This window comes from Micromonospora sp. NPDC049903 (genome assembly GCF_044460945.1).
Lineage (GTDB): Bacteria > Actinomycetota > Actinomycetes > Mycobacteriales > Micromonosporaceae > Micromonospora.
Genome location: NZ_JBITKL010000002.1, coordinates 368011 through 390159 on the forward strand (window position 1 = coordinate 368011; position 22149 = coordinate 390159).

General features: G+C 73.3%; 18 protein-coding genes and 2 pseudogenes. 12 read left to right on the forward strand and 8 right to left on the reverse strand.

From position 1 onward, the window contains the following. The first annotated feature begins 205 nt into the window (after window positions 1-205). The gene (locus ACIBO1_RS06510; RefSeq protein ID WP_396742012.1) at window positions 206-952 is read left to right on the forward strand and encodes a DUF4232 domain-containing protein; all 747 of its coding nucleotides are present in this window, start codon (window positions 206-208) and stop codon (window positions 950-952) included. Here the strand turns inward: ACIBO1_RS06510 and ACIBO1_RS06515 are convergent. Both ACIBO1_RS06515 and ACIBO1_RS06520 read right to left on the reverse strand, forming a co-directional pair. Then, window positions 889-1788, reverse strand: coding sequence for an ABC transporter permease subunit (locus ACIBO1_RS06515; protein ID WP_350699279.1), 900 nt, complete (start codon window positions 1786-1788; stop codon window positions 889-891). The genes ACIBO1_RS06510 and ACIBO1_RS06515 overlap by 64 nt on opposite strands. Beyond that, a complete protein-coding gene (locus tag ACIBO1_RS06520; protein WP_396742014.1) occupies window positions 1788-4655 on the reverse strand; it encodes an alpha/beta fold hydrolase in 2868 nt (955 codons plus the stop codon). The genes ACIBO1_RS06515 and ACIBO1_RS06520 overlap by 1 nt, the downstream gene beginning before the upstream one ends. A gap of 367 nt (window positions 4656-5022) precedes the next feature. On the opposite strand from ACIBO1_RS06520, the gene ACIBO1_RS06525 reads away from it, so the two are divergent. The 8 genes and pseudogenes from ACIBO1_RS06525 to ACIBO1_RS06560 all read left to right on the forward strand — a co-directional run. Beyond that, window positions 5023-6195, forward strand: coding sequence for a hypothetical protein (locus tag ACIBO1_RS06525; protein ID WP_396742016.1), 1173 nt, complete (start codon window positions 5023-5025; stop codon window positions 6193-6195). Then, window positions 6182-8857: a nitrate- and nitrite sensing domain-containing protein gene (locus ACIBO1_RS06530; RefSeq protein WP_396742018.1), complete on the forward strand. Its 2676-nt coding sequence runs from the start codon at window positions 6182-6184 to the stop codon at window positions 8855-8857. The genes ACIBO1_RS06525 and ACIBO1_RS06530 overlap by 14 nt, the downstream gene beginning before the upstream one ends. Beyond that, window positions 8854-9324 carry a roadblock/LC7 domain-containing protein gene (locus tag ACIBO1_RS06535; RefSeq protein ID WP_131055729.1) on the forward strand — a complete coding sequence of 157 codons (471 nt, stop codon included), beginning with the start codon at window positions 8854-8856 and terminating at the stop codon, window positions 9322-9324. The genes ACIBO1_RS06530 and ACIBO1_RS06535 overlap by 4 nt, the downstream gene beginning before the upstream one ends. Beyond that, the gene (locus tag ACIBO1_RS06540) at window positions 9321-9803 is read left to right on the forward strand and encodes a DUF742 domain-containing protein (protein WP_396742019.1); all 483 of its coding nucleotides are present in this window, start codon (window positions 9321-9323) and stop codon (window positions 9801-9803) included. Before ACIBO1_RS06535 ends, ACIBO1_RS06540 begins: the two co-directional genes overlap by 4 nt. Then, complete coding sequence (locus ACIBO1_RS06545; RefSeq protein ID WP_350699269.1) at window positions 9781-10545, forward strand: ATP/GTP-binding protein; 765 nt, start codon at window positions 9781-9783, stop codon at window positions 10543-10545. Before ACIBO1_RS06540 ends, ACIBO1_RS06545 begins: the two co-directional genes overlap by 23 nt. Before the next feature lie 41 nt (window positions 10546-10586). Then, window positions 10587-11096: a hypothetical protein gene (locus ACIBO1_RS06550; protein WP_396742021.1), complete on the forward strand. Its 510-nt coding sequence runs from the start codon at window positions 10587-10589 to the stop codon at window positions 11094-11096. Window positions 11097-11134: 38 nt separating this feature from the next. Further along, window positions 11135-11720, forward strand: a pseudogene (locus ACIBO1_RS06555) (ATPase); the annotation flags it as partial. Between the two features lie 95 nt (window positions 11721-11815). Continuing rightward, a pseudogene (locus ACIBO1_RS06560) lies at window positions 11816-13432 on the forward strand (AAA family ATPase); the annotation flags it as partial. Window positions 13433-13630: 198 nt separating this feature from the next. Here the strand turns inward: ACIBO1_RS06560 and ACIBO1_RS06565 are convergent. From ACIBO1_RS06565 to ACIBO1_RS06590, 6 genes are all read right to left on the reverse strand, one after another. Beyond that, window positions 13631-14131, reverse strand: a complete 501-nt coding sequence (locus ACIBO1_RS06565; RefSeq protein ID WP_350699264.1) for a GNAT family N-acetyltransferase — start codon at window positions 14129-14131, stop codon at window positions 13631-13633. 103 nt (window positions 14132-14234) lie between these two features. Beyond that, window positions 14235-15206 (reverse strand): hypothetical protein, encoded by a 972-nt coding sequence (locus ACIBO1_RS06570; protein WP_396742024.1) that lies wholly within the window; start codon window positions 15204-15206, stop codon window positions 14235-14237. Window positions 15207-15260: 54 nt separating this feature from the next. Further along, entirely contained in the window at window positions 15261-15671 is a 411-nt protein-coding gene (locus ACIBO1_RS06575; RefSeq protein WP_396742026.1) for a DUF3263 domain-containing protein, read from the reverse strand. A 153-nt stretch (window positions 15672-15824) separates the two neighbouring features. Continuing rightward, complete coding sequence (locus tag ACIBO1_RS06580) at window positions 15825-16832, reverse strand: ABC transporter permease subunit (RefSeq protein WP_396742028.1); 1008 nt, start codon at window positions 16830-16832, stop codon at window positions 15825-15827. Continuing rightward, window positions 16829-17839: an ABC transporter ATP-binding protein gene (locus ACIBO1_RS06585; RefSeq protein ID WP_396742030.1), complete on the reverse strand. Its 1011-nt coding sequence runs from the start codon at window positions 17837-17839 to the stop codon at window positions 16829-16831. Before ACIBO1_RS06585 ends, ACIBO1_RS06580 begins: the two co-directional genes overlap by 4 nt. Before the next feature lie 154 nt (window positions 17840-17993). Further along, window positions 17994-18779, reverse strand: coding sequence for a DeoR/GlpR family DNA-binding transcription regulator (locus tag ACIBO1_RS06590; RefSeq protein ID WP_350699255.1), 786 nt, complete (start codon window positions 18777-18779; stop codon window positions 17994-17996). Window positions 18780-19063: 284 nt separating this feature from the next. On the opposite strand from ACIBO1_RS06590, the gene ACIBO1_RS06595 reads away from it, so the two are divergent. The 3 genes from ACIBO1_RS06595 to nagA are packed head-to-tail and all read left to right on the forward strand — an operon-like array spanning window position 19064 to window position 22142. Continuing rightward, a complete protein-coding gene (locus tag ACIBO1_RS06595) occupies window positions 19064-19993 on the forward strand; it encodes an SIS domain-containing protein (RefSeq protein ID WP_396742032.1) in 930 nt (309 codons plus the stop codon). Further along, a complete protein-coding gene (locus ACIBO1_RS06600; RefSeq protein ID WP_396742034.1) occupies window positions 19990-21033 on the forward strand; it encodes an ROK family protein in 1044 nt (347 codons plus the stop codon). The genes ACIBO1_RS06595 and ACIBO1_RS06600 overlap by 4 nt, the downstream gene beginning before the upstream one ends. Then, complete coding sequence (gene nagA, locus ACIBO1_RS06605; RefSeq protein ID WP_396742036.1) at window positions 21033-22142, forward strand: N-acetylglucosamine-6-phosphate deacetylase; 1110 nt, start codon at window positions 21033-21035, stop codon at window positions 22140-22142. The genes ACIBO1_RS06600 and nagA overlap by 1 nt, the downstream gene beginning before the upstream one ends. Window positions 22143-22149: the final 7 nt, after the last annotated feature.

Genomic DNA, 22149 nt, shown 5'->3' on the forward strand with positions numbered 1-22149 from the left:
AACATGTTGCGCCCCCACCGGCCAGAGCCGGCCACCCAGCCGGGTCTGGAGGCGGCCACCTTCGTCCCACCAGCCGGTACGCCGAGCGGTACCCGGTCCCGCGATGCCGCCACGAGCCGCCCACCCGGGGGCATCGGTTCCCCTCCCCGGCGATCGAGACGTGTGATGCGACGATGAGCCGATGCGAGACATCCACGGGGGATCGATGCCGACTACCACCACGAGATACGGCGACGCGGGCCCGGCCGGACGGCGTCCTCGGCTCGTCGCACTGCTGACCGCTGCCGCGATGCTCGCCGGCTGCGCACCGGTCGACGGGCCGGGCGGCGGGCCGGGTGACGCCCCGGCGGAACCGGCCGGCGCGGCGGCGCTGGCACCGACCCCGACCGGCCCGGACGGACCGGAGGTCTGCCCCGAGTCAGGCGTACTGATCCGCTACCTCGGTGTCAGCGCGGCCATGGGGCTCCGGGCGATGGGCGTGGAGCTGGTCAACTGCGGCGACCAGCCGTACCGGCTGCACGGCTACCCGGCGCTGCGGCTCTACGACGGCGAGGGAGCACGGATCACCGTCCGGGTGGTCCCCGGGGCGACAGGGATCGCCTCGGGCTTCGACGCCCCACCCCGGCCGCTGGTGCTGGCACCGGGCGACGCGGCCGGAGCGGCCGTGATCTGGCGCAACCTGGTCGACGATCCGACCGTGGTCGCCACCGACGCCGCGCGCCTGGAGATCGCTCCGGTGACCGGACAGCCGGCGCAGGACCTCGACATGGAGGGGCCGATCGACCTCGGCAACACCGGCCGGATCGGAGTCAGCGCCTGGAAGGAGCGAACGGCGTCGACGCCGACGCCCGCCGACCGGACGGACGGACGGCGGCGTCGACGCCGCACTCAGCTGGTGATGTCCTTGCGGGTGAAGCGCCAGAAGGCGAGCCCCCAGAAGAGGGTGGCGTAGCAGATCGCCGAGATGGCGCCCCGGACGATGTCGTCGGTCTGCACGGGCGTGGAGAGCAACCCCAGCCAGGCGGTGCTGTAGTGGGTCGGCAGGAACGACCGGATCGCGCCGAGCGCGGTGATCTGGTCCAGGATGCTGGAGAGGATCCACAGCAGCACCGCACCGCCCACCGCGCCCAGCGCGGCGTCGGTGACCACCGAGAGCAGGAACGCCAGACCGGCGACGACCAGCAGCACCACCGCCAGATAGCCGAGCACCGCGAGCAGGCGGAGCAGCCCCTCGCCGGGTTCGAGCTGCGCGGCGACCGTGCTGCGCAGGGGTGACCAGCCGTACCGGAGGGTGCCGATCAGCAGGGCCGTGCCGGCGAGCAGCACCAGCGCGAACGCCGAGTACGCGAGCGCCACCAGCAGCTTCACGGTCAGCAGCCGGGCCCGGGGCACCGGCACCGCCAACAGGTAGCGCAGGCTGCCCCAGCTCGCCTCGCTGGCCACCGTGTCACCACAGAACAGCGCCACCACCACGACCAGCAGGAACGAGGCGGAGACGAAGATGGTGAACAGGGTGAAGTTCAGCCCGCCCGAGGTGGCGAACGAGACCAGGCTGCCGAACTCGCCCCGGCCGCTGTCGTCGTCACCCGAGTCGAACTGGAACGCGATCAGGATGATCAACGGCAGCAGCACCATGAAGCCGAGCGCCAACTGGGTACGCCGCCGTGCCGCCTGTCGGCGGAACTCGGCCCCGAACGGCAGCGTCCTCGACGGCCGGTAGCCGGCGGCGGCTCCCGACGGAGCCACCCCGGACTCCTCCCGCGTCGGCTGCACGGTCGATCCCGCCATCACCGGTCCCCGCTTCCCCGAGAGTTCTCGCCCACCAGGGCGAGGAACGCGTCCTCCAGGCGGCGCCGGGGCACCACCCGGTCCACCCCGATACCGGCCCGCACCAGCTCGGCGACCACCTCGCTACGGGCGGTGCCGTTGGTGTCCACCACCAGGTGCCCTTCGGCGTCGTCCAGCACCCGTACGCCGCCGAGGTCGTTGAGCACGTCCCGGGCCGCGGTCGGGTCGCTCACCTCGAACAGCACGCTCGGCGAGTCGCCGACGATGTCCTCCACCGGCCCGGAGGCCACGATCCGGCCCTTGTTGACCACCACGGCGTGCGTGCAGGTCTGCTCGACCTCGGCGAGCAGGTGACTGGAGACCAGCACCGCCCGGCCGTCGGTGGCGTACCGCTGGAGCACCCGACGCATCTCGGCGATCTGCGGCGGGTCCAGCCCGTCGGTCGGCTCGTCGAGCACCAGCAGCTCGGGCAGGCCGAGCATGGCCTGGGCGATGGCCAACCGTTGCCGCATGCCGTGGCTGTACTTGCGGACCCGCCGGTGCACCGACGAGCCCAGCCCGGCGATCTCCAGCGCCTGCTCGAAGTGCGCGTCGGCCTCCGGCCGTCCGGTCGCCCGCCAGTACGCCTTGAGGTTCTCCAGGCCGGACAGGTGCGGCAGGAACCCGGGCCCCTCGACGAGCGCGCCGATCCGGGAGAGCACCGGCGAGCCGGGCACCAGCCGGCGCCCGAAGACATAGATCTCCCCGGCCGTCGGCTGGGTCAGCCCCATCAGCACCCGCAGGGTGGTGGTCTTGCCGGCACCGTTGGGCCCGAGCAGGCCGACCACCTGACCGGGGTGCACCTCGAAGTCCACCTCGGAGACGGCCACGAAGCCGTCGGCGTACTCCTTGCGCAGATGGCGCACGGCCAGCGGGGTGTCCGCGTACTCGGGATGGATCGAGGTGTCCTGACGGCGGTGCCGCAGGCGCAGCACGGCCACCAGCACGACGAGCCCGATCACGATCGCGGCGATCAGCCCGACCAGCACCCAGCGCCAGAGCGCCGCCTCGGTGGGGATCGGGTCGCTGTCGACCGTCGGCAGGCTGACCGGCGTCTCACCAACGGCGACCGTGTAGACGGCCGGCTCGATCGGGGTGGTGTACGCCTGGTCCGAGGTGGCCACCACCAGCCGGAGCCGGTGCCCGGCCTCCACCCGGTGCACGATCGCCGGCAGGGTCACGGTGACCGGCTCGGCGGCGTCGACGGTGGACGGCAGGCCGGTGAGCCGGATCGGCGCGATCAGCCCGCTGGGCAGGGTGGCCGCCCCCTCCGGGTCGACGACGTAGAGCTTGGCGAAGAGGACCGCCTCGCCGCTGCTCGACGCGGCCCGCAGCGAGACGGTGGGCGAGCCGACGATGTCGACCGCCTCGGTCAGCGGCTCGGACTCGAACCGGGCGTGCTGCCCGGGTATGTCGCCGGCCACGCCGCTGAGCAGGGAGCTCAACGAGCCGGCGAAGGGCACCGAGGAGATCGCGGCGGGGTTGCCGCCGGGCGGGTTCGCCACCGGCTGGGGCGGCCCGGCCACGGTCACCTCGCGGCGGGAGTCGCCGCCGAGACCGGGGTAGTCCTCGGTGCGGTATCCGGTGGCGACCAGCCCCCGGTCCATGGCGTCGAAGCCGGCGATCCGGGAGAAGGTGAAGGTGTCGCCGGGTGCGTCCCCGGTCTGCGCGACGTAGTGGTCGAGCCACTGCGCGGTCAGGAACTTCACCCGGTCGGAGTCGGTCTGCGGTCCGGAGCCGCCGTCGTGGCCGCCGGTGAACCAGGCGACCCGCACCGGGGTGCCGTTGGCGGCGATGCCCCGGGCGTTGGCGTCGGCCTCGCCGAGCGGGAAGAGGGTGTCCGCCGCGCCCTGTACCAGCAGGGTGGGCGCCTCGATCCGGTCCAGCACGCCGGCCGGGCTGGAGCGGCGCAGCAGGTCGACGGCGGCCTGGTCGGCCTGACCGGTGGCGGCGATGCGCAGGTACGCGGCGCAGACGTCGGCGGCGAACCGGCCGCAGGAGGGATCGGGCAGGCCACCGGCGGCCGGTGCGCCCGGTGCGGTGCCCGGCCCCTGGCCCGGCGCGGGGCTGGGCGGCCCGGCCTCCGGCGCGCCCTCCGGCGACTCGGCGCCGGTGCCGGAGATTCCGGCCGGCCCGGAGCCGACGGCGCCGCCGCCACCGAAGAAGATGCCGGCCCAGCCGGACTTGAACACCCCACCGGCCGGTTCCCCACCGGTGCTCTCCGGCAGGAAGGAACGGGACAGGTCGTTCCAGGTGATCATCGGGACGATCGCGTCCACCCGCTGGTCCTGGGCGGCGAGCAGCAGCGCCAGCGCGCCGCCGTAGGAGCCGCCGACCACGCCGACGCGGGGGTCGCCGGTCGCGTCGGTCCGGATCTCCGGACGCTCGGCCAGCCAGTCCAGCAGTCGTTGCGCGTCGCGGACCTCGTGGTCGGGGCTGTCCAGGTGGATCTGGCCACCGCTGCGGCCGAAGCCCCGGGCGGTCCAGGTCAACACCGCGTAACCCCGGTCGGCCAGGTCCTCGGCGTCGGTGCGGACCGAGTTCTTGGTGCCGCCGAAACCGTGCGCGAGCAGCACCGCCGGCACCTTCCGATCGGCGGCGGCCTCGCGCGGCAGATACAGCGTGGTGTCCAGGTCGACGGGCTCGTCGCCGTTCGGCCCGGATCGCACGGTGAGCATCGCGGACTCGGTCCGAAAGCTCGGCCGGTCCGGCCACACCGCCCAGACGACGACCGCCGCGAGCAGGGCGACGGCCACTGACGCGGCGACGGACCGGCGGCCGGTGGGTAGGGCACGACGAATCCGTGCGGCCGAGAACGGCGATCTCATGCGGCACACGGTACGGCCCGCAACCTGAGTGGTAGCTGAGATCCGCCGTACGTCCGTCCTACTCGGCCGATCGTCATCCGCAAGGGGTCGACCGCACATCCTCCGCAGCGAACCTTTGGGATGAATTCGCATCCTGGAAATTAATGCCTTTCACTGGAAACTACGCGTAACTACGACGTATCTCCACGGAAAGAACCACCCACCGTAGTCAATCAGTTAATCCTCCGTCACATCGCTCGAAGTGACGCAAACCTGACCCGGAGAGACCCATACAGACAGTCCCCGTTCGATTAGTTTTCCGGTCCGGCGCACGGGACCGGCTCCTTGACGCCATCCCCCGACCACTGCGCCACCCGGAGGAGAAAAAATGACCGTTCCCGCTTCGCGGGTCCGTCGCCAGCCCCGGACACCGGGCCGCATACTGCCGCTGCTACTCGCCACCGCGCTGCTGCTGCCGGTGGCGTTCCTCGTCGTACGGGCCCACCAGTACATCGACGCCGACCGCGAGGCCCTGAAGCAGGAGCGACTGGGCGTGGAGTACCTGCGCGCCCTCGGACCGGTGACCGAGGCGCTGGTGGACGCGCAGAGCGCCGCCGTGGCCGACCGTCAACCGCCTCGGGAGAGCCTCCAGCAGGCCGTCGAGCGGGCCGCCGCCGTCGACGCCCGCATCGGTGGCGAGCTGAGCACCAGCGAACGGTGGGCCGGGATCCGGGCCAAGCTGGAGGCACTGCCCGAGCGGTCGCTCGACCCGGAGGCGGCGTACAGCGCCTACCGGGAGGTCACCGACCTGCTGCTGGCCCTGCACGGCAAGGTACGCGAGACCTCCGGCCTGATCCGGGACTCCGGCGCCGCCTCGTACTTCCTCCAGGACGGCGTCGGCGAGGAGATGCCGGAGGCGACGGTGGCCGCCGGGCGACTCGTCGACATCGCGGTCCTGGCCCAGCAGCGGCCCGCCAGCGACCGGGTGCGTACCCTCAGCGAGCTGGCCACCCTGCGGCTCGCCGCGCTGCAACCCGCCAACGACCTGGTCAACAACCTGCGCGCGGTGGTGGACAGCTCGGCCAGCGCCGACCTGGGCGCGAGCGTGCTCACGCCGTTCGACGCCTACCAGCGGGCGGCCGAGGCGATGGCGGTCCACTCCCAGCCGGACAACCGGACCGGCACCGTCAACCTGGTCCGGCTGACCAGCGCGCGGGACGACGCCCAGCGGGCCGCCACGCAACTCCAGCCGATCCTGCTCGACGAGATCGACCGGCTGCTGGTGGAGCGGATCGACCAGCTCGACCGGGACGACCGGCTGACCATGGTCGCGGGCGGCGTCGCCGGACTGTTGCTGATCGCCCTGGCGGTGACCGGATGGTTGTCTCGCCCGAGAGACAACACCGGCCGGCCGCAAGGCACCGACGCCGAAGCCGGCGACCCGGAGCAGCCGACCGACAGCCCGTGGGAGCCCACCCGTACGCCGGGTGACCGCGCGCTCCAGCCGGTCGGGCACGGCCACGACCCGGATCGGTGGAGGCCCTTCGATGCTGCTCGATAGGCTCCGGATCCGGGGCAAACTCGCCCTGTTGGTGCTCATCCCCCTGCTCTGCATGCTCGGGCTGACGCTGCCGGTGGTGTGGGAACGCGCCGGGGTCGCCCAGCGGGCCGGCGACATCGAGAGCACCGTCAGGGTCGCCAGCCGCGTCGGCACCCTGCTGCAACACCTCCAGCGGGAGCGGATGCTCGCCATCGGCCTGCTGCTGCGGCAGGTCGAGCGCACCGACCTGGTGCAGGAGATCGCGGAGGTGGACGACCTGATCGTCGACCTGCGCACCGAGTTGGGTGACGAACTGTCCCCGGAGGTGACGACCGCGCTCGACGGGGTCCGGCAACTCGCCCAGGTACGCACCGCCACGCTGGCCGGACAGGCCAGCCCGGACCAGGTCATCGGCGCGTACGGGCCGGTGCACATCAGACTGATCGACTCGTTGCGCCTGCCGTACGACGTGGACACCCGCACCTCGGCCGGGCGGCAGGTGCTGGCGCTGGACGGGATCCTGCGCAAGAGCGAGGGGCTCGGCAGCGGCGCCGCCCTGCTGGTGCTCGTCGCGGCCAGGCCCAGCCCGCAGCTCGCCACCGTCTTCGTGGCCAACATGGCCACCCTCCAGTCGCAGACCACCCAACTGCTGGGCCTGATCACGCCCGAGCAACTGGCCCTGATGGACATCGAGCAGGCCGCCCTGGACGCCCGGACCGGGCCCGGCTTCCTGGACCAGAGTTCGCTGGACCCGGTGGGCGCGGTGTCGCAGACGCCCGTCGAGGTCCTCTACCCGACCATCTCCTCACTGATCACCCTGGGTCAGTTCGTGGAGAAGAAGCTGGTCGCCGACGTGACCGCCGAGGTCCGGGCGGACCGGCAGACCGCACTCGCCGAGGCGTACTGGGTGACCGCCCTGGTACTGCTGATCCTGGTCGTGGTGGTGTTGCTCGCCCTGGCCATCGGCCGGACCGTCGCCCGGCCGCTGACCCGACTCACCCGCTCCGCCGACCGGGTCGCCCGGGTCGCCGAGTCCGAACTGGTGCGGGTTGCCGACGACGAGACCGACACCGCCCAGCCGATCCGGCTCGACCGGGTCGACGTACGCGCCCTGGACGAGATCGGTGACCTGGCCCGTGCCTTCGAGCGGGTGCAGAGCACCGCAGCCCAGTTGGTGGAGCGGCAGGTGGCCAGCCGGCGCAACGTGGCCCAGATGTTCGGGCACGTCGGCCGGCGTACGCAGAACCTGGTCGGCCGGCAGATCGCGCTGATCGACCGGCTGGAGCAGCAGGAGGCCGACCCGGGACGGCTGGAGAGCCTGTACCGCCTCGACCACATCTCCAGCCGGCTGCGGCGCAACGCCGGCAACCTGGTGGTGCTCTCCGGCGCCACGGGCGACGTCACCCACGTCGCGCCGGTCCCGCTGGCCGACGCGGTCCGCCTCGCCCTCGGTGAGATCGAGGACTACACCCGGGTCGACGTGGCGGTCCCGGCCGAGGTGTCGGCGGCTCCGGCGATCATCGGTGACCTGGTGCTGGCGCTGGCCGAGCTGATGGAGAACGCCACGGTCTTCTCCCCGCCGCACACCCGCGTGGTGGTCGGCGGGGAGATCACCGAGGACGGCGCCCGGCTGACCGTGGTCGACCACGGGATCGGCATGACCGAGGCACGGCTGGCCGACGAGAACGTCCGGCTCACCCGCCGGGAACGGCTCGACCTCGCTCCGACCGAGGTGCTCGGACTCTTCGTGGTGGGTCGGCTGGCCCGCCGGCACGGCTGGGGCGTCGGCCTGTCCGCGACGCCGGGCGGCGGCGTCACCGCCACCGTGCTGATCCCCCGGGCGTCGCTGGTCTTCGGCACCGGCGGCGTGATCCCCACCGCCCGGGCCAGCGTGCCCGTCGCGCTGCCCACCCGGCACCAGCCGGACCCGGGCACCCCGCCGCCCATGCTGGCGCTGGGCGGCCCGGCCCAGGCCGAACCGGTGCCGGTCGGGGCCGGCGGTCCGGTCCGGCCACCGGTCGAGGCCGCCGCGCTGCCCGGCTTCGACCAGAAGCTGCTCAGCCGGGCCACCGAGAGCATGGAGCTGGGTGCGTCCTGGGACGCCTTCGCCACCGCTCCGGGCACCGTGACGCCGGACCACACCGTCACGCCGGACCACATCGTCACGCCGGACCGTCCGGCCGTCGGCGATCCCGCTGCACCGGCCGGGACCGAGCCGGCACAGGGGCCGCCGCCCACCCCGACCACCCCGACCGCGCCGGCCACCCCGACAGCGCCGACCGCGCCGAGCGGCCCGTTGCCCGGCATCCGGCAGCGGGTGCCCGGTGCCAGCCTGTCCAGAAGTGCACCTCGGGTGGGTCCGGTGGACGCCACCGGCGCCGACCCGGTCGCCGCCCGCGCCCTCGTCGAGCAGTTCGAGTCGGGCGTACGCCGGGCCGAGCAGAGCCGGGCGGCGGCGCTCCCGCAGCCGGTCGAGCCCGCGCCATCCGGTGCACCCACCCAACTGAGCCGGCGGGTGCCGGGCGCAAACCTGATCGCCACCACGCCCCGCCAGACGATGGCGCAGAACCCCGGTGACCCGGCCGAGGTCCGCGATCTCATCAACGCGTTCGAGACCGGCGTCGCCCGGGCTCTGCGCGATGTCCGTCCCGACCGCAGCGACGAAGAAGGAACGCCACTTTGACCAGCCCGCACGTACACGAGAACCTCGACCACCAGAGTCACCCGGCCGGCGACCTCAGCCCCGAGGCCCGCACGTTCAACTGGCTTCTGGACACCTTCACCTCAAGCACGGCAGGGGTGCTGGAGGCGATCGCCGTCTCGTCCGACGGGTTGCTGATGGCCATGTCCGCGATCAAGGACCGGTCCAACGCGGAGCGGCTCGCCGCAGTGGTCTCCGGCATGACCAGCCTGGCCGGCGGCGCCGCGAGCTGGTACGCGCTGGGCGGGCTGAACCGGGTCGTGGTGGACATGGCCGAGGGTTACCTGCTGATCAGCGCGATCAGCAGCGGCTCGGTGCTCGGTGTGGTCGCCGACCGGTCGGCCAACCTCGGCACCGTCGCATACGAGATGACCCTCTTCGCCGGTCGGGCCGGAAGCGCGCTCACCCCGCGCCTGATCGCCGAGCTCAAGAACTCCGTTCAGCAATGAATCCCGACGCCGCCGGTGCGGAACCGGAGCCGGTGTTCCGGATCCGGCCCTACCTGCGCGAGCCCGCCCCGGCCGGCGACGCCGGACCGGCGGACGCACCGGCGGCGGTCGGATCGGAACCGGAGGCGGCCGGTCCGACCGGACTCCGCCCGTTCGTGCTCACGGCCGGGCGGGTGGCCGGCGCGGACCCGTCGATCGGCCTGGAGACCCAGGTGACCGCCCGGCCCGGCCCCGAACCGTGGACCAGTGTGACCGCCCGGCTGACCCCGGAACTCCAGGCGATCGTGGCACTCTGCGGCGACCCGATCTCGGTCGCCGAGATCTCCGCGAAGACCCGGTTGCACTTCGGTGTGACCCGGGTCCTGGTGGGCGACCTGCGGGCCGCCGGCCATCTGGACGTACACGTCAACGCTGCCGACGACGCCCTCGACCCCGACGTCATCCTGCGAGTGATTGATGGACTTCGTGCAATCTCCTGACTGGCCGGTCGCCCCGCAGGGCGCGCTCTCCGCCAACAGCGCCGCGGCCCGCTACGGCGGCTCCGCGCCGGTCCCCCCGTCGGTGGGACGGGCCACCCCGCCGCCACCCCCCGCCCCGGTGGCCCCGCCACCGCCGTACCGGCCCCCGGCGGGGTCCGGTGGTACGGGTGCGCACCGCCGGACCCCGCCGATCCCGGTCAAGATCCTGGTGGCCGGGGGCTTCGGAGTGGGTAAGACCACCACCGTGGGCGCCATATCGGAGATCGTGCCGCTGACCACCGAGGCGGAGATGACGATCGCCGGCATCGGGGTCGACGACCCCGGCCAGCGCTCGGACAAGACCACGACCACGGTGGCGATGGACTTCGGGTGCGTCACCATCGACCGCAGCCTGAAGCTCTATCTGTTCGGCACGCCCGGCCAGGCCCGCTTCGGCTTCATGTGGGACGACCTGGCCCGGGGCGCGCTCGGTGCGCTGGTGGTGGTGGACAGCGCCCGGCTGGACGACTGCTACCCGGCGATCGACTTCTTCGAACGGGCCGGCCTGCCCTTCGTGGTCGGGGTGAACGCCTTCGACGGGCATCTGGCGCACGACCTCAACGCGATCCGGTGGGCCCTGGCCATCGGTGAGCACGTACCTCTGGTGCAGTTCGACGCCCGGGACCGGCTCTCGGTGCGGGACGCCCTGCTGGTCGTCCTCGATCGGGCGCTGGACCGGGCGATCCGGGACAAGCGGGCCTGAGCCGACCGGCTCACGGCCGCTCGTGGGAAGGGGTGAGGCGGATGAGGGGCGGACTGGACGAGACACTGGCCCGGATGCGTCGGCGCGAGGAGGCGCTGCGCCGCCGGTCCACGGATCCGTCGGCCGACGACCAGCCCGATCCGGAACCGGACGTGCCGTCCGGCGCGGCGGTGAGCCGGACGGACAGCCGTAACGCGGGTCCCGGCTGGGCCGGGGCGTCGGAGCGCGTACCCGGAACGCCCCCGCGGCACGTCGTGGAGGAGGTCGCCGAGGCGTTGCGCGCCGTGGTCGCGGCGCATCCGGGCACCAGCGTCACCGTCCGGGTCGATCACGACGGCACCGCGTACGACCTGCGGGTGGCCTGGGTCGGCCAGGAGGTCGCGGTCAGCGGTCAGCGCGCCACGCCACCGCCGGCCTGGCCGTTGGCGACCGGCACCGCGCCCGGTTGGTCCGACACTCCGGACGCGCCGGAGCCGGACCCGGCGGCCCGGCTGGCCGAGCTGATCCGTCGTGACCCGTCCCTGCTCACCGGCGAGCATCCGCCGGGCTGATCGCACATGGGGTGACCGGGCCGGTTAGGGTCGCTCGGGTGGGCGAACCCGAGTTGACCCTGATCGCGAGTCTGCGTCCGGCCGCGCTGGACGCCCGGCGTGGCATCGTCCGGCTGCACCCCGAGGCGCTCACCGCCCTCGGGTTACGGGCCGGTGATCCGGTCCGGTTGACCGGTCGGCGGGTGACCGCCGGCATCGCCGCCGAGGCCGAGCCGGAAACCGGTGCCGGCCTGCTGCACGCCGACGACCTGACGCTGGGCAACCTCGGTGTCCGCGACGGCGGGGAGGTCACGGTCAGCGCGGCCCCGGTCACCGCCGCCCGTCGGGTGCTGCTCTCCGGCCCGGCCCAGATCGTCGCGGTGGTCTCCCCGGAGATGCTGCGACTGGCGCTGCTCGGCAAGGTGGTCACCGCCGGGGACGACGTCTCCCTGCTGCCCCAGGACGTCCTGCCGGACGCCTCGACGCGCACGCTGGTGGAGGCCGCCCGACGCAGCCTCTCCACCCGGGTCGGCTACGCCTGGACCAGCACACTGCTCCGCGTCGTCGACGCCGACCCCGCCCCGGGGGCCCTGGTCACCATGGACACCCTGGTCGGGTGGGAGCACGGCCCGGAGACCCGGGGCGAGACCGACGTCCGCCGGTCGGCGACCGCCGTCGCCGCCGGGCTGGGGCGACCGGCCGGTGGGCGTACGACGGTGGGCGGTGACCGTCGCACCGACGCCGACGCGGAGACCGGTGCCGAGGTCTGGGCCGACAGCGAGGTGCACCAGGAGCACGTCCCCTCGGTGGACGAACTGCCCGGCCTGCGGTCGCAGGCCGAGGAGCTGACCGAACTGCTGGACCTGGGCTTCCACCACGGCGAGGTGCTCGGCCGGCTGGGCACCACCGTCGCGCTCGGCGTACTCGTCGCCGGCCCGGCCGGTTCGGGGAAGTCGGCGCTGGTCCGGGCGGTGGCCGCGCAGGTCGGTGCCCGGGTGCACCAGCTCTGGGCGCCCGAGGTCGCGGCGCTGACCAACTCCTCGGCCGCGGCCCGGCTCCGGTCGGTGACCGCCGAGGTGGTCGCCGGTGGCCCGGCCGTGCTGCTGGTCTCGGACGTGGAGGCGCTGGCCCCGGCGGACAGTCCCGGCCCGGTCGCGACCGTGTTCCGGCAGTGCCTGGCCGAGATCGTCCGGGCCGGATCGGCGGTGGTCTGCACCACCGGTCGTTCCGAGGCCGTCGACCCGGCGCTGCGCGCCCCGGACCTGCTCTCGCTGCGGATCGACGTCCCGCTGCCCGACGCCGCCCTGCGTCGGGAACAGCTCACCGTGCTGACCCGCCCGGTGCCGCTCGCCGAGGACGTACGGCTCGACGAGGTCGCCGGGCGTACCCCCGGGTTCGTCGCCGCCGACCTGGCCGCGCTGGTGCGGGAGGCCGGCGTGCGCGCGGCCCTGCGGCAGAAGTCGGTGGAGAACCCGACCGTCGCGATGGCCGACTTCACCGCCGCGTTGGAGGTGGTCCGGCCGACCACCATGGCCGCCTCCACGCTCGAACTGGCCCGGGTGACCCTCGACGACGTCGGTGACCTGGTCGAGGTCAAGCAGACGTTGACCGAGTCGGTGCTGTGGCCGCTGACCTACCCGGACACGTTCGCCCGCCTCGGCGTGCAGCCACCGCGTGGCGTGCTGCTCTACGGTCCGCCCGGCTGCGGCAAGACGTTCCTGGTGACCGCGCTGGCCGGGTCCGGTCGGGCGAACGTGCTCTCGGTCAAGGGCGCCGAGCTGCTGTCCAAGTGGGTCGGCGAGAGCGAACGTGCGGTCCGTGAACTGTTCCGGCGGGCCCGGGAGGCCGCGCCGACGCTGGTGTTCCTGGACGAGGTGGACGCCCTGGCGCCGGTACGCGGCCAGGCCAGCGACGGCGGCACCACCGACCGGGTGGTGGCCGCGCTGCTCACCGAGATGGACGGCGTCGAGTCGCTGCGCAACGTGGTGGTGATCGGCGCGACGAACCGGCCGGACCTGGTCGACCCGGCGCTGCTGCGTCCCGGACGGCTGGAACGGCTGGTGTACGTACCGCCGCCGGACGCCGAGGCGCGGGCGGAGATCCTGCGGGCCGCCGCCCGCAACGTGCCGCTCGCCGAGGACGTCGACCTTCCCGCGCTCGGCGCGGAGCTGGACGGCTTCTCCGCCGCCGACTGCGCGGCGCTGGTCCGGGAGGCGGCGCTGGCCGCGATGCGCGAGTCGCTGACCGCCGCCACGGTCACCGCCGACCATGTCGCCACCGCCCGTTCCCGGGTACGCCCGTCCCTGGACCCCGCCCAGGTCGCCTGGCTGGCCGCCTACGCCGACAAGCGCAGCTGACCCACCCCGCGCCCCCTCGTCGCCCCGACCGCCCCGACCGCCCCGACCGCCCCGACCGCCCCGACGATCATGGAGTCGCGGCGGTGACAAAAGCCGCGCATCGGTGCGAGCCGTCGACCACAACTCCATGATCGGCGAGGCGGCGGGGATGGGGCGACGAAGCGGCGGGGACGGGTGGGCGGCGGGGAGGGGTCGGGGTCAGCGGGTGGGGTCGAGGGAGATCTCGGCGGACACCCGGTCGCCGTCCTCGCGCAGTTTGGCGCCGCACCTCTCCAGCACGTACAGGGCGCCGTGGTTGTCCGCCGTGGTGTCCGCGACCACGGTCCGCACCCCGGCGTCCGGCGCGAGGTTGAGCAGTTCGCACAGCGCCGCCCGCCCGATGCCCTGACCTCGGGCGGACTGGCCCAGCCACATGCCCACCTCGACGGTGTCCGGCGTGTCGCGCCGGGTCATCCGGATCATGCCGACCACCTCACCGCCGGCCAGGATGGCGTACATGGCGGTGCGGGTCGGGCCGTCGAGCCCGCCGAAGCTGGCCCGGTGGTAGTCCCGGAACGCCTCCCGCCGCGCGTGCGACCAACCGGCCGGTGCCTCCACCGGCGGCATCACCTCGGCCGGTTCCGCCTCGGCCGCCGCTACGGAGAGCAACGGTTCGAGGTTCTTCTCGTCTACCGGCTCCAACCGGACCGCACCCGTCACGTGCCGCAGTCTCCCGCGCCCGGCGCCGCAAGTCCACCCGGTCCGCGCCGACCGACCCCTCCGGCGGACGGGTTCGACCGGTCGGACCGGATTTCGTCCTACCTCACGCTCCGCTGTCGTCCGGCCGAGTGAACTCGCAGTAGACAGCGGACGCGTCGTCGGCCGGTTTGTGCCGGCGCAGCCGGTCGGGGTGGTCCCGCTCGGCCGCCCGGACCAGGTCGACGAGCCCGCCCGGCCCGCCGGTGGACACCACGTCCAGCAGGCCGGCCCAGTCGAAGAGGCCGAACTCCTCGACGGCGGCGGAGGCTCCGTCGCTGAGCAGCACCGCGCGCCGCAGCGCCTCCGGGCCCCGCAACGGCAGGGTGCCGACCACCGCCTGGTACGCCGCGTCCGGGTCGGCGGCGGCGACCCAGTAACCGTGCGTGCGGTTCATCTGCTCGCGCTGTGCGGTGACGGCGTGCCGGAAGCGGGTCGCCCGGTCGGCCGAATCGGGCAACGCGGTGGCGACGGCACGCAGGCGGGCCACCGAGGTGGCCAGCCGGTCGTCGGTCACCACCCCGACCCGTCCGCCGATGTCGAGCACCAGCGGACTGTCGCAGAGCACCAGGTAGTCGACCTGGTCACCACCGTCGCGCAGCAGACACACCGTGCTCGACGGCGTCCCGGGGTGGTCGAGATCACACTGCCCGCCGTGGTCGGCGCGGACCGCCAGGATCGCCGCCGCCAGGTTGCTCACCAACGTCGCCGCCGGGCGGGTCGCCTCGGCCAGCCCCAGCCGGGCGGCCAGGTGCCGGACATACCACTGCGGCCCGTGGACGCAGCCGGTGTCGAAGCCCTCCGGGACGGTCGCCCCGTCGAGTACCCCGACCAACGGGCCGAAGCGGAACACCAGGTCCTCGTTGACCGTCCGGCCCGGTGGCGGAGCGGACGCGGAGCGTACCCGCATGGTCGGCGCGGTGCCGACCGCCAGGCCCCGCCGACGTTCCTCGGAGACGGCCTCGGGCAGCCCCGCGTCCGTCCTCGGATACGTCGCCTGTGCGCTACGCCTCGGTCGCGCCGGGTCGGCTCCGGTCATCGTCGCCACCTCCGTGCCCCGGCTACCCGCCGCACGGTCCGACATTCTTTCCGGTCAGCGGCGCCTGTTCCGCGCGCGGGAGGCGCGCAACCGGACCAGCCGGCCCACCAGCACCGGGTCGGCGGCCAGCGCGGCCGGATTGTCCAGCAATCCGTTCAGCAACTGGTAGTAGCGGGTCGCGGAGAGCCCGAAACGGTCCCGGATGGCCTGTTCCTTGGCACCGGCGTGCCGCCACCACTGACGTTCGAAGGCGAGGATCTCGCGGTCGCGCTCGCTGAGCCCCGCAGGGGGCGGAGCGGCCGCCTCCGGCGCGGCGTCGCCGTCCGGGTCGGGTTCACCCGGGCCAGCGGCATCCACGTCCGGCGGCGCCGGGGTCGACTCCACCTCGGGGGCGGACCGTGGCGGCGGCACCGTGACGGCGTCCGGACCTGTCTCCGCTGTCTCAGCGGCGTCGGCGGGCTGCATGGGGCTCCTCTGCGAGGGGCGGCCGGCGCGAGCAGCACCAACCGGACCACCAGCCTAACCAGGGGCATCATCCGACGCACTGTGCCGCGAACGCACCACCGCCACTACCGACCCCGGGGTCGGTGGTGGCGGTGGTGTCCGTAGTCGGTCGGGTCAGTTGATGTCGCGGCGGCGCATCGCCCAGAGTGCCCCGCCGAGGACCAGCACGATGCCGACGGTGAACAGCGCCGACGAGTGCTGCCAGGTGATGTCCAGCGTGGCCGGTTCACACATGCCGGTGTACGAGTCGTTGCAGGAGCGCCAGTCCTGGAGCTCGACCTTCTTGGTCATCCAGGCGTACGCGTAGGTGGGCAGCAGCCACGCGTCGAGGTAGCGCACCTGGATCATGCTCAGCAGCATGGCGATCGCCACCTGACCGACCACCAGCACTCCGATCGCCCCGCCGAGCGCCATCGCGGTGTGCCGACCCAGCGACGCCAGGGCGAAGCCCACCGTCGCCGCCACCAGCGCCAGCACGATGCCACGAAGCCCGGTGAGCAGGAACGACTGCCAGACGCCGGAGGTCATCTCCGCGGTGCTGCCGCGCAGGTTGGCGACCAGCCACAGGCTGCCGAACCAGGCCACCGTGGCAGGCAGCGCCAGGGCGAGCAGCCCGGTGAGCAGCGCGCCCAGCTTGGTCAGCAGCACGGTCAGCCGTTTCGGTCGCCAGAGCAGCAGGTTCATCATCCCGCCGGTGCTCCACTCGGCGCCGACGAAGGAGGCACCGACCACGAACCCGATCAGGGCCAGGATCGCGGCGAGCGGGATCAGCATGTCGCCGAAGCTGTCCCGGAAGTCGAACGTCGAGGGCAGGAACCACTCCGCCTGGATGTCCTCACGCGCCGGCGCGCTGATGTCGGCGCAGTCGTCCGTCCAGAACTCCTCGCCCGCCGTCTTCGCCCGCTCGCAGGCGGCGCGTTCCTGCTCGGCCCCGCGGACCTGCTCCTGGTGCTGCCGGTCGGCGGCGCGCTCGGCCTCGGCCCACTGGCCCGCGTCGATCTTCTGGTTGCTGAGGAACATGCCGACCACGACGAGGGCCAGCACCAGCAGGCCACCGGCCGTCATGAAGCGGGTGAAGCGCCGCTTGGCCAGCCGGCGCAGCTCGGTACGGAAGAGACTCACGCGCCCCAACCTCCTGCGGTGGGCGCGGACGGTGCCGCCCCATCCATTCGTACGGACTGGTCGACCTGCCGGTGCTGACCGGGGACCGGTGCGGTGGCGGTCAGTTCGAGGAAGACGCTCTCCAGGTCCACCGCGATCGGTGCGAGTTCGCTGACGTAGAGGCCCTGCTCGGCGAGGAGCCGGGTGACGGTGGCCGGCTTGTCCACCCCGGCGAGCATCAGGTGATCCTCGTTCGTGGTGACCCGTACGCCGGCCTGGGTCAGCGCGGCGGCGGCGACCGGCAGGTCGGTCACGGCCTCCAGCCGGACCCGCACCCCGCCGGACGAGTGCTGCGCCAACACCTCGTCGACCGGGCCGAAGGCGACCCGCCGGCCCAGCGAGATGATGGTGACCGAGTCGCAGATGAGCTGGATCTCGCCGAGGATGTGGCTGGACAGCACCACCGTCATCCCGGACTCGGCCAGGTTGCGCATCAAGGTGCGCATCTCCCGGATGCCGCCCGGGTCGAGGCCGTTGGCCGGCTCATCCAGGATCAGCAGCCGTGGGTTCTTGAGCAGCGCCGACGCGACCGCCAGTCGTTGCTTCATGCCGAGCGAGTACGTCTTGACCCGCTCGCCGGCCCGGTCCCGCAGCCCGACGAGTTCCAGCACCTCGTCGACCCGCTGCGCGGGCACGTCACCGGCGCCGGCCAGCAGTGACAGGGTGTCCTTGGCGCTGAAGTGCGGGAAGAACTGCGGGCTCTCCACGATCGCGCCGACCTGACCGGCGACCTGCGGCAGCGCTGCGGGCACCTCGTGCCCGAGGATCGCCATTCGGCCGCCGTCGGGCCGGATCAGGCCGAGCAGCGTACGCAGTGTGGTGGTCTTGCCCGACCCGTTGGGGCCGAGGAAGCCGTGCACCTGCCCCGCCTCGACGCGCATGTCGAAGCCGTCCAAGGCGTTGCGGGTGCCACGTCGTCGGCTCCGGTACGTCTTTCGTAGACCTTCGATTTCCAGGACAGCTGGCAAGCTGCACCTCCCCCGTTGGTGTGTGGGCGACGACGACACCATACGCGGTATGCAGCGGAAGGCAATACCCGGTATGCATCGCCACGCCGAGAGATGTGTTAGCAGGGGTCCCCTGCTCTACCGGAGACGTTAGGAAGGGGCCCTTCCTTGCAGGTCAGGCGCAGATGACGTGGACGCCGGCGACGCGGAAGGCATCGACCACCTCGGGCGCCGCACCCGAGTCGGTGACCAGCGTCTCGACCCGGTCCACCGAGCAGATGCGGGCGAAGGCGTGACCGCCCAACTTGGACGAGTCCGCGATGATCACCACCCGCTTGGCCCGGGCCACCATCAGGTTGTTCATCGCCGCCTCGCCCTCGTGGTGGGCGGCGGCACCGAGCTGCGGATCGATCGCGTCCACGCCGAGCAGCGCCACGTCCAGGGTGACCTCGCGCAGCAGCGCCCCGCCCAGCGGGCCGACCAGCTCGAACGACTTGGGACGCACCACCCCGCCGGCCACCACGACCTTCATCCGGGACCGGACCAGCAGCTCGTTGGCGATGTTCAGGGCGTTGGTGACCACGGTCAACTGCGCGCCCTCGGCGTTGGTGTTGAGATCCGGGCGGACGGCCAGCGCCCGGGCGACCTCGGTGCTGGTGGTGCCGCCGTTGAGGCCGACCACCGTGCCCGGCGACACCAGCGCCGCGGCGGCGGTGCCGATGCGCTGCTTCTCGGCGGAGTGCTTGGCGGTCTTGTAGCGCAGCGGCAGGTCGTACGAGACGCCGTTGGCGACCGCACCACCCCGGGTACGCGTGATCATCTGCTGCTGGGCGAGCTGGTCGAAGTCGCGGCGGATGGTGGCCTGCGAGACGTCCAGGCGCTCGGCGGCCTCCTCGACGGTGACCCGGCCGGAGTCGGTCAGCATTTCGAGCAGGGCGTTCCATCTCGCGTAGCGGTCCACCCCGGAGCCTCCGTCACTGCACGATCCGTGATTGGTTGCGTGCACAGTAGTGCGCGAAACTAGGATGTGGCAAAACCTCCGGCTGCGCGTTCACCCCTGCGGTTGCCATTACCACCGCGTTTCGAGCAGAATGGCGCTCGAAAGATGCGGTTAACGAGCTTAATCGCGCAGCTAGCCGCACTGCGCACCTGAGTTGCACCGCGCGACAAGCTGCACCGCCGCGGTGGAAGCTGCACGACGCGACACGCTGCCCTGCGCAGCGAGCCGGCCAGCGAGGAGTTCTCATGGCGTACGTTTCCGCAGAGATCACGAGTCAGCCGGACTGCTGGCGCCGGGCGGCCGACCTGGCCCCCTCGGTGGTCGACCGACTTCCCCGCACCGGTGAACGGGTCGCCGTCGTCGGCTGCGGCACCTCGTGGTTCATGGCCTCCGCGTACGCGGCCCGCCGGGAGGCCGCCGGGCACGGCGAGACCGATGCCTTCCAGGCCAGCGAGTTCCCCGCCGGCCGACGGTACGACCGGCTGCTGGCGATCACCCGCTCCGGCACCACGACCGAGGTGCTCGACCTGCTCGCCGCGGTACGCGGGCAGATCCCGACCACCGTGCTGGTGGGCGACCCCGCCTCACCGGCGGTCGACATCGCCGACGCCACCGTCACCATGCCCTTCGCCGACGAGCGCTCGGTGATCCAGACCCGCTTCCCCACCACCGCGCTGGCGCTGCTCCGCGCCCACCTGGGCGACAACATCGCCGCGCTGGTCGCCGACGCGGAGGTCGCGGTCCGCGCCCCGCTGCCGATCGACCCGACCCTGATCGAGCAGGTCACCTTCCTCGGCCGGGGCTGGACGATCGGGCTGGCCCAGGAAGCGGCGCTCAAGTGCCGCGAGGCGGCCACCTTCTGGGCCGAGGCGTACCCGGCGATGGACTACCGGCACGGCCCGATCTCGGTGGCCGCGCCCGGCCGGCTGGTCTGGGCCTTCGGCGAGCTGCCCGACGGGCTGCCCGAGGACGTCGCCGCCACCGGTGCCGCGTTCGCGCACAGCCGCACCCACGGTGTCCGGACCGTGCTGGGCCGCTGGGCCGCCGGTCGTACGCCGGTGGACCCGATGGCCGACCTGATCCTGGCGCAACGCTTCGCCGTCGCCCTGGCCACCAGTCGCGGGCTCGACCCCGACGCACCCCGGCACCTGAGCAGGTCCGTGGTACTCACGTGACCCCAGCACACGAGCGGGTCGTCGTCGCACTCGACGTCGGCGGCACCGGGATGAAGTGCGCGCTGATCCGACCCGACGGTGCCGTGGTGCACGCCGAACGACACCCCACCGAGGCAGCCCGGGGAGCCGAGGCGGTCGTCGACACGATCCTCGCCGTGGCCGAGGGGCTGGCCGACAAGGCCCGCGCCGACGGCCTCGCCCCGGCCGCGCTCGGCATCGTGGTGCCGGGCGTGGTCGACGAGGCACGCGGCGTCGCGGTCTGGTCGGCGAACGTGGGCTTCCGGGACGTACCCCTGCGGGCGCTGGCCACGGCACGGCTCGGCCTGCCCACGGCGCTCGGGCACGACGTGCGGGCCGGCGGACTCGCCGAGGCGCGCCTCGGGGCCGGTCGCGACGCCGGGCACGTGCTGTTCGTGGCCATCGGCACCGGCATCGCCGCCGCACATGTGGTCGCCGGATCGGCCGCCACCGGCGCGCACGGCGCGGCCGGCGAACTCGGCCACATCCTGGTCCGCCCGGACGGCCCGCCCTGCGGCTGCGGCCGGGCCGGCTGCCTGGAGTCGATCGCCTCCGCCTCCGCCGTCGCCCGCCGCTACGCCGCACTCACCACCGCCGCCGCCACCACGCCGGCCATCGACGGGTCCGACGCCGAACACGCCGGGTCGAGCGCCGCCACCGACCGCGCCGGGTCGGACGGCGGGTCCGCCACCGGCTCGGGTACGCGGCCGACGATGGTGAGCGCCGCCGAGGTGGCCGCCCGTGCGGCGGCCGGTGAGGAGATCGCCAGTCGGGTCTGGCGGGAGGCGGTCGCGGCGCTGGCCGACGGGTTGGCCACCGGCCAGGCCCTCTTCGACGTGGAGACGATCGTCCTGGGCGGTGGGCTCGCCCAGGCCGGTGCCGGGCTGTTCGACCCGCTGCGTACGGCGCTGCGGGACCGGCTGACGTTCCACCGGGAGCCGCGACTGGTCCCGGCCGCCCTCGGCGACGAGGCGGGCTGCCTCGGTGCCGCCCTGCTCGCCCTCGACCAGTTGGAGACGTGATGACCGAACGGGTTAACGGCAAGGTGGTCACCCCGAGCGGGGTGGTCCGGCAGGGTTGCGTCGAGGTCAGGGGTGACCGGATCAGCGCTGTCGCCGAGTACCCGTCGGTCCGGGACGGCCACTGGGTGGTGCCCGGTTTCGTCGACATGCACACCCACGGCGGCGGTGGGCACACCTTCACCACCGGTGACGCCGACCAGGCCCGCGCCGCCGCCGCGTTCCACCTGCGGCACGGCACCACCAGTCTGCTCGCCAGCCTGGTCAGCGCGCCGTTCGACCTGATGCGCTCGGCCACCACCGCGTTCGCGCCGCTGGTGGGCGACGGTGTGCTGGCCGGTATCCACTTCGAGGGGCCGTACCTGTCCGCCGCCCGGTGCGGCGCGCAGAACCCGGAGTTCCTCCGCGACCCGTCCACCGACGAGCTGGACGAGTTGATCAAGCTCGGTGACGGAGCGGTCCGGATGGTCACCCTCGCCCCGGAGCGCCCCGGCGCGCTGGAGGCCATCGAGCTGCTCACCCGGCACGGCGTGGTCGCCGCGGTCGGACACACCGACGCGACGTACGAGCAGACCGTGGCCGCGGTGGCGGCCGGGGCGAACGTCGGCACCCACCTGTTCAACGGCATGCGTCCGGTGCACCACCGCGAGCCGGGGCCGGTGGTGGCGTTGCTGACCGCGCCCAACGTGGTGTGCGAGTTGGTCGCCGACGGGGTGCACCTGCACCAGGGCACGTTGACCTTCGCCACCGGCACCGCCGGTCCGGAGCGCTGTGCGCTGATCACCGACGCGATGGCCGCCGCCGGGATGCCCGACGGCGAGTACGAGTTGGGCGGGCAGGCGGTGACCGTGACCGGCGGTGAGGCCCGACTGGCCCGCGACGGCGCCATCGCCGGCAGCACCCTGACCATGGACGCGGCGCTGCGCAACGCGGTGGCCGCCGGGGTCCCGGTGCCCGACGCGGTCCGCATGGTGTCCACCACGCCGGCGCTCGCGATCGGCCTCGCTGACCAGGTCGGCGCCCTCCAGCCCGGCCTGCGCGCCGATCTGGTGGTGCTCGACGACGACCTTCAGGTCGTCCGGGTGATGCGCGGCGGCGACTGGGTCGAGTAACCCGGTC